This window comes from Nonomuraea maritima (genome assembly GCF_900100395.1).
GTDB classification, from domain to species: domain Bacteria; phylum Actinomycetota; class Actinomycetes; order Streptosporangiales; family Streptosporangiaceae; genus Nonomuraea; species Nonomuraea maritima.
In genome coordinates, this window is the sequence record NZ_FNFB01000038.1 from 58,809 (window position 1) to 65,562 (window position 6,754).

General features: G+C 72.0%; 6 protein-coding genes. 5 read left to right on the forward strand and 1 reads right to left on the reverse strand.

The features are described from left to right. Window positions 1–36 precede the first annotated feature (36 nt). The 4 genes from BLR04_RS35730 to BLR04_RS35745 are packed head-to-tail and all read left to right on the forward strand — an operon-like array spanning window position 37 to window position 4,996. Window positions 37–1,848, forward strand: coding sequence for a DUF4434 domain-containing protein (locus tag BLR04_RS35730; protein WP_090773603.1), 1,812 nt, complete (start codon window positions 37–39; stop codon window positions 1,846–1,848). A 39-nt stretch (window positions 1,849–1,887) separates the two neighbouring features. Beyond that, on the forward strand, window positions 1,888–2,550 hold the full coding sequence (locus tag BLR04_RS35735) for an NUDIX hydrolase (RefSeq protein ID WP_090773610.1): 663 nt from the start codon (window positions 1,888–1,890) through the stop codon (window positions 2,548–2,550). A 60-nt stretch (window positions 2,551–2,610) separates the two neighbouring features. Beyond that, window positions 2,611–3,678, forward strand: a complete 1,068-nt coding sequence (gene hisC, locus BLR04_RS35740) for a histidinol-phosphate transaminase (RefSeq protein WP_090773604.1) — start codon at window positions 2,611–2,613, stop codon at window positions 3,676–3,678. Window positions 3,679–3,700: 22 nt separating this feature from the next. Next, window positions 3,701–4,996: a hypothetical protein gene (locus BLR04_RS35745; protein ID WP_090773605.1), complete on the forward strand. Its 1,296-nt coding sequence runs from the start codon at window positions 3,701–3,703 to the stop codon at window positions 4,994–4,996. Between the two features lie 8 nt (window positions 4,997–5,004). On the opposite strand, the gene BLR04_RS35750 is transcribed toward BLR04_RS35745, so the two are convergent. Further along, a complete protein-coding gene (locus BLR04_RS35750; protein ID WP_245740899.1) occupies window positions 5,005–5,622 on the reverse strand; it encodes a GNAT family N-acetyltransferase in 618 nt (205 codons plus the stop codon). Between the two features lie 88 nt (window positions 5,623–5,710). On the opposite strand from BLR04_RS35750, the gene BLR04_RS35755 reads away from it, so the two are divergent. Further along, window positions 5,711–6,667 (forward strand): glycerophosphodiester phosphodiesterase family protein, encoded by a 957-nt coding sequence (locus tag BLR04_RS35755; RefSeq protein WP_090773606.1) that lies wholly within the window; start codon window positions 5,711–5,713, stop codon window positions 6,665–6,667. The last annotated feature ends 87 nt before the right edge of the window (window positions 6,668–6,754 follow it).

Below are 6,754 nucleotides of genomic sequence, written 5' to 3' on the forward strand. Positions count from 1 at the left end.
TCTCGACAACCTCACAAGAGTGGGTGGGTTCCGAACGTGCGCTGGCTCTTCCTGGTAGTGGGAGCAGCAGTCCTGGCCGTGGTCGCCGCCGTGGTGATCGTCCTGCCGAGGTCCTCCGGGCAGCCGACCGTCGGCGCGGCCGAGAAGTCGGCGCCGACGCCGTCGAGCACCGCTCCGACCCCCCAGGTCAGCGCGTTCACCGACCCCTGTGGAACGTTCGACACCCAGGAGAAGGCGCCCTACGCGGTCACCGGCTACTGGATCACTCCCAAGTCCGACCCGTGCACCTGGCGCAAGCAACTGCAGGAGATCCACCGGGTCGGCGGCGACACGATCATCCGGATCGGCTACGGCCTGCAGTTCCGCACGGTCACCGACGACGGTGAGGTGCTGACCAAGGAGCACGAGGTCGACTCGCTCTACAAGGCGTGCGAGGAGGACGGTCTGTCCTGCCACGACGCCGCCGAGCGCGACCTGCGCAAGGCCAACCCGAAGAACCGCATCGGCCGCATGTACGTCTACCGGACCGACGAGTCGTTCGGCCCTGACCTGTTCCGCTGCCCCGAGATGGAGCACGCCGTCGAGGTGGGCAAGCGGATCTACTACCGGCTCATCACCCAGGCCGACGGCTCGGACGACGCCACCTGCGACTTCACCGACAAGGCCCAGTCGTACGACATGATTTTGATGGTCGGGTCGCCCAACGACAGCCTCGGCAAGCTGCTCGACCTCGGCGATCGGTTCGGCATGCGGATCTTCCCCGCGCTGCCGCTCGCGCCCCGCGACTCCAAGGCGCCGACCAGGGCGGAGAAGCGCCACCTCGGCACGCTCACCACGCTGACCCGGCGCATCCTGCAGGACTACGGCGTGCGGTTCGGCGACCGGCCCTCGCTGGGCGGCGTCTACCAGCCGTTCGAGGTGCAGATGTCGCAGACGCTGGCCGGGAATCCCACGCTGGAGGTCTACGCCGACCAGCACAGGATCGTCGACCAGGAGCTGCCCGGCAAGCCCATCCTGATCAGCCCCTATCTCGACGCGCGCAAGCGGGTGGCCTTCGGGCAGACGCCCCAGCAGGTGGCCGAGGGCTTCAAGGCCCTGGCCGAGACGGGCGTCGGCATCATCGCGCCGCAGGACAGCCGCGGCACCGGCAAGGTCGGCCTGTTCTGGCCCGACGAGCGCGACATGGAGGTGGACGAGCGGCTGCGCCCGGTGGTGGGCGAGGCGACGTACGACACCGCCTACCACGGGTCGACGCGCGACTACTACCGCGCGATGGCGGAGGCCCGGCAGGAGATGCTGGACGCCGGTTACCAGGTGCAACTCTGGGCGAACGTGGAGGCGTTCGAGCCGTCCGGCGACGAGCCGTGCGCCCCGACCGGCACCCGTGGCAAGACCGACAAGAAGCGCCTCGACCAGGCGGTGGCGATGGCCGGACGGTACGTCCAGAAGATCGTCTCGTACATGTGGAGCGACTTCATGACCTGCGGCCGGCCCTCGCTGGAGACCGAGATCGCCAAGGACTGGCAGCGGCCCGTCGCCGTCGACGCGATCCGCCGCCCGAACGGCACGCAGGACGGCGTCGAGGTGCGCGGCTACAAGCTCAAGGGCGGCACTGTCACCGTGCGGTGGTCGGGCGAGACCGGGGAGACGACCGACCAGATGGAGGTGGCGGCCGTCGGCTGGCTGGACGAACACCCGGTCGAGGCCGACCTGCCCGAGGGCATGGAGACCGCGTGGGTGCCGTTCGACTGGAGCAAGATCTCGGCGGGCGAGTGGGTGCGGATCGGCGTGCGGCTGCCGTCGGGCCAGGAGACGACCGAGCCCCTGCACGTGCGGAAACTCTCCTGAAGGGCCGCCGGCCCGCCGGGTGCGTGTAACGTGCCGTCCATGGTCCCGAACGTCCCGGTCAGCGTCGACCTGGTCGTCCTCACCGTACGCAACCAGGCGCTCAGCGCCCTCGTGTGGCGCCGCGACAACCCGCCCTTCCTGCGGCGCTGGTCGCTTCCCGGCGGCTTCATCCAGCTCGACGAAGACCTCCCGGCCGCCGCCCACCGCATCCTCGCCGAGCGCGCCGGTCTGCCGGGCGCGCCCGTCCACCTGGAGCAGCTCCAGACGTACGGCTACCCCGACCGCGACCCCCGTCAGCGCGTCCTGAGCGTCGCCTACCTCGGCCTCGCCCCCGACCTGCCCGCCTCGGAGAAGGCCCACATGAGCTGGCAGCCGATCGACGCGCTGAACGTCATGGCCTTCGACCACCGCCGCATCATGTTCGACGGCGTCGAACGCGCCCGTGGCAAGCTGGAGTACACCTCGCTGGGGGCGGCGTTCTGCCCGCCCGAGTTCACGGTGGCCGACCTGCGCCGCGTCTACGAGATCGTCTGGGGCCGGCCGCTCGACCCGCGCAACTTCCACCGCAAGGTCACCAAGGCCGAGGGTTTCCTGGTCGAGACCGGCGCGACCACGACCCGCGACGGCGGGCGCCCGGCCAAGCTCTATCGCCGGGGTCCGGCCGAGCTGCTCCACCCGCCGATGCTGCGCCTCAGAGACTGACGCCGCCGGGGCGCGGCCCTGCGTGATGCCCCTGCGCGTTCGTCCTCATATGGTTGGGGCATGCCTCGTTTCCGCCCGATTCTCGACACCATGGCCCCGTACAAGGCCGGTAAGTCCGTGGCCGCGCCCGGTGGCCGGTCGTACAAGCTGTCCTCCAACGAGTCGCCCTACGAGCCGCTGCCGTCCGTGCTGGAGGCGATCGCCAAGGCGGCGCGTGAGGTCCACCGCTACCCCGACCCCGCCGCCACCGAGCTGACCGAGGCACTCGCCGAGCGTTACAAGGTGCCGGCGGGCCACGTCACGCTCGGTCCCGGCTCCGTCACGGTCCTGCAGCAGCTGCTGACGTCGGTGAGCGAACCCGGCACCGAGGCCGTGTACGCCTGGCGCTCGTTCGAGGCGTACCCGCTGATGACTGGCCTCGCGGGCATGACGTCCGTCCAGGTGCCGCTGAAGGGTGAGGAGCACGACCTCGACGCGATGGCCGCGGCGGTCAACGACCGCACCCGCATCGTCTTCGTCTGCACGCCCAACAACCCCACCGGCCCGGCCGTGCGCCGCGCCGAGCTGGAGGCGTTCCTCGACCGGATGCCCGAGCACGTGCTGGTCGTCATCGACGAGGCCTACCACGAGTACGTGCGCGACGCCGACGTCCCCGACGGGCTCACCCTCTACGCCGACCGGCCCAACGTCGTCGTCCTGCGCACGTTCTCCAAGGCGTACGGCCTGGCCGGGCTCCGCGTCGGCTACATGATCGCGCAGGAGCCGGTGGCGCAGGCCGTCCGCAAGACGGTCGTGCCGTTCGCCGTCAACCACGTCGCCCAGGCCGCCGCCATCGCCTCGCTGAAGGCCGAGGACGAGCTGCTTGAGCGGGTCGAGCTGGTGGTCAAGGAGCGCACCCGCGTCCGCGAGGCGCTGATCGAGCAGGGCTGGACGGTGCCGCCCACCGAGGCCAACTTCGTCTGGCTGCGCCTCGACGAGCAGCGCACCCAGGCTCTCAACGACGCGTGCGCGGTCGTCGGCTGCGCGGTGCGCCCCTACGGAGCCGACGGGGTGCGCATCTCGATCGGCACTCCCGAGGCCAACGACGTGTTCCTGCGGGCCGCGGCCGACTTCCGCGCCGGCGGCTGAGGCAGGGGCTCGGGGGCGCGCCGTGGAGCGGCTGCGATCGAGGATCACCATCGGGGTGGTCGGACCGCACGACCTGGTGGAGCGGGTCGTGCACGTCGGGGCCGGGCTCCCGGCGGCGGCGACGATGCGGCTGGTGAGCGCCCCCTACGCCGCCGACAGCGAGGCGCCCGACAAGCTCGGCAAGCTCGTGGGCAAGGTCGACGCCGTCCTTTTCACCGGCCCGCTCCAGTACGACCTCGCGATGCAGGCGGGCGAGATCGACGTGCCCGCCACGTACGTGCCGGTGAGCGCGGCAGGGCTCTACTCCGCGCTGCTGCGCGGCGCCCGCCACGGCCTCGACCCCGCCCGCATCAGCATCGACTCCGTCTGCGAGGCCGAGGTCGCCGAGGCGTACGACGAGATCGGCGTGCCCACGGCGGGCGTGCACGTGTGCGAACACCCCCGCCCCGGTTCAGTGCGCGGCTTCATCGGCTTCCACGAGCGGCTCCACCGTGAGGGCCTGACCACGGCGGCCCTCACCACGCTCCGCACGGTCGCGACGCGGCTGACGACTGACGGTGTGCCGGTGCTGCGCATGACGCCGCCGGTGAGCACGGTGCGCCGCGCCATCGACACCGCGGCGCTGCTCGGTGCGGCCGGCCGGGCGCGGGAGTCGCAGATCGCGATCGCGCTGGTGTCGCTCGCGGCCAGGCCGGGCCACGGCGGCGCGGGCGACTACCGGCAGCAGGAGCTCAAGTTGCTGCTGCACCGGTCGCTGCTGGTCGACGCGCGCGCGATGGGCGCGGTCGTGGCGGCGCGCGAGGAGAACACCTACGTGGTCACCACCACGGCGGGGGCGCTGTCGCGGATCACCGACGGGTTCCGGGTGGCGCCGTTCGTCGAGCGGGTGCGCGCCGACGTGGGCGTCGACGTGGAGGCGGGACTCGGGCTCGGCCGCTCGGCCAGGGAGGCCGACGCCAACGCGGCGATGGCGCTCGACCGGGCCCGCGCGGGGGAGGCGGCGGCGTACCTGGTCGACGGGGAGGGCGCGGTGCTGCCGTTGCCGGCGGCCCGGCGCGAGCCGTCCGACGTCGTGCGGCGGCCGCCGGACTCCCGGGCCATCAGGATCCGTGACCAGCTCGTCGAACGGCTCGGCGCCGATGCCGCGTCCATGGTGGTCGACGCCGACACCGTCGCCGAGTTGCTCGGCGTCGCGCCACGCAGCGCCAGGAGGGTGCTGCAGGGCCTGGTGGAGGAGGGGCTCGCGTGGGCGCTGCCGCCGGTGCGGTCCACGCACGCGGGCCGTCCTCGACGCCCGTACCGGCTCATTTCGGGCTGAGGCGCGCCTCAGCCGAGGTAGGCGGGGGTGACGGGGGTGTGCAGCGTCCAGCCGAGAGAGCTGTAGAGAGCCTGGCCGTCGCGGGTGGCGACGAGGATGCCCGCGTGCGCGCCCTGCGCGACGGCGGCGGAGGTGAGCATCGTGATGACCACCGTGCCGAGCCCGCGGCGGCGGTGTCCGACGGCGGTCTCCACCTGGTCGATCACCGCCATGGTGCCTCCGAGCGCCACCTGCCCGCGGGCGGCGACCTCGCCCGTGGCGGTCAGCAGGCGCGCGACCGTGACGCCGGCGCGCGTGGTCACGACCGGGGTGTAGCCGTCCGGCGCGCGCCGCGGCACCCGCGAGAGCGACGCCGTGGTCATCATGTACTCCTGCTCCTTGACCGCCCAGGCCGGGGGCAGGTGCGGGGCCACCGCCTCCACGGGGGCGCAGAGCTTGAGCCACGTGCCCGGTGTGGTGACGGCCGTGGTCAGGCGGCGCAGCAGTTCGGGCGTGGGGGAGTGCACGATGTGCCTGGCCTGGTGGCCGGGCCGGCCGACGTCCACACGCAGACCCCAGGGCTCGCGTACGGGCTTCGGGGTGTTGCGGGAGACCACCCAGCCGTCGACCCATGCCTCGACTGTCATCGAATGGGCCGTTATGAGAACCTCCGTCACGGAGGACAGCATAAGCGTTGCCTGAAACGCACTGACGGGGCATACCAGGATAAAAAGGATGCGGCGTGGCATTGCCTGGACCTGCCCTGTGACCGGTAGGGTCCTCCGTGTGCGCGTTGAGATTCATGGTCACCGCGGAGCCCGGGGCCTGTGGCCGGAGAACACCCTGCCCGGAATGAGCCGCACGATGGAGCTGGGCGTCGACGCGCTCGAGTTCGACGTCGCGCTCACCGCCGACCGGCGTCTCGTGCTCACGCACGACCTCACCGTCTCGGCCGTCACCAGCGCCGACCGCGGCCCGGTGCACGCCGGAGACCCGCTCTACCCCTATGTCGGCAAGCCGATCAACGCCCTCACGCTGGCGCAGCTGCGCACGCTCGACGTCGGCGTACGCCTGCCGCGCCACCCCGACGACCGGTTCGCGCTCACGCAGGTGCCCATGCCCGAGACCCGCATGCCGACGCTCGGCGCGGTGCTCGGCCTGGTCAACGCCTACGAGGCCGAGGGCGTACGCCTGCACATCGAGCTCAAGTCCGACCCGACGCGGCCCGAGCTGACCGCCGACCCCGAGATGTTCACCGACCTGGTGGTCGAGGAGCTAGACCGGCACGGCAGGCTCGGCAACGCCGCGATCCTCAGCTTCGACTGGCGCGTGATCAGCCACGCCGAGCGGGTCGCCCCCGGCACCCGCCGCTTCGCCCTGATCGAGCTCGACACCCTGCACTGGAACGGCGGCGTCGGCGACGACGTGGCCGCCGCGGCCCGTGACGCCGGGGCCACCACCCTCTCGCCCGAGCACATCATGGTCGACGAGACGCTCATGGAGCGCTCCGCCGCCGCCGGGCTCGACGTCGCGGTCTGGACGGTCAACGACACCGAGCTCGCGGGCCGCCTGCTCGACCTGGGCGTCGCCGGCGTCGTCACCGACTACCCCGACCGGATGCGCGGGCTGTGGCGTGAGCGCGGTCTCCGGCTGCCCCAGCCGGTCGCCCCGCTGCGTCCCGTGGGCGTCTGACAGTGATGATGTAGATGAGCGTCTCCCGCCAGGGTCTGACCCAGCGACTGACTGACCTTGGGTCCTCAACGGGATCTGTCGGCCCTG

What these genes read in the sequence shown, in the direction of transcription:
- BLR04_RS35755 (WP_090773606.1), top strand. Translation starts at nt 5,711, where the DNA reads ATGCGGCGTGGCATTGCCTGGACCTGCCCTGTGACCGGTAGGGTCCTC.
- hisC (WP_090773604.1), top strand. Translation starts at nt 2,611, where the DNA reads ATGCCTCGTTTCCGCCCGATTCTCGACACCATGGCCCCGTACAAGGCC.
- BLR04_RS35735 (WP_090773610.1), top strand. Translation starts at nt 1,888, where the DNA reads ATGGTCCCGAACGTCCCGGTCAGCGTCGACCTGGTCGTCCTCACCGTA.
- BLR04_RS35750 (WP_245740899.1), bottom strand. Translation starts at nt 5,622, where the DNA reads ATGACAGTCGAGGCATGGGTCGACGGCTGGGTGGTCTCCCGCAACACC.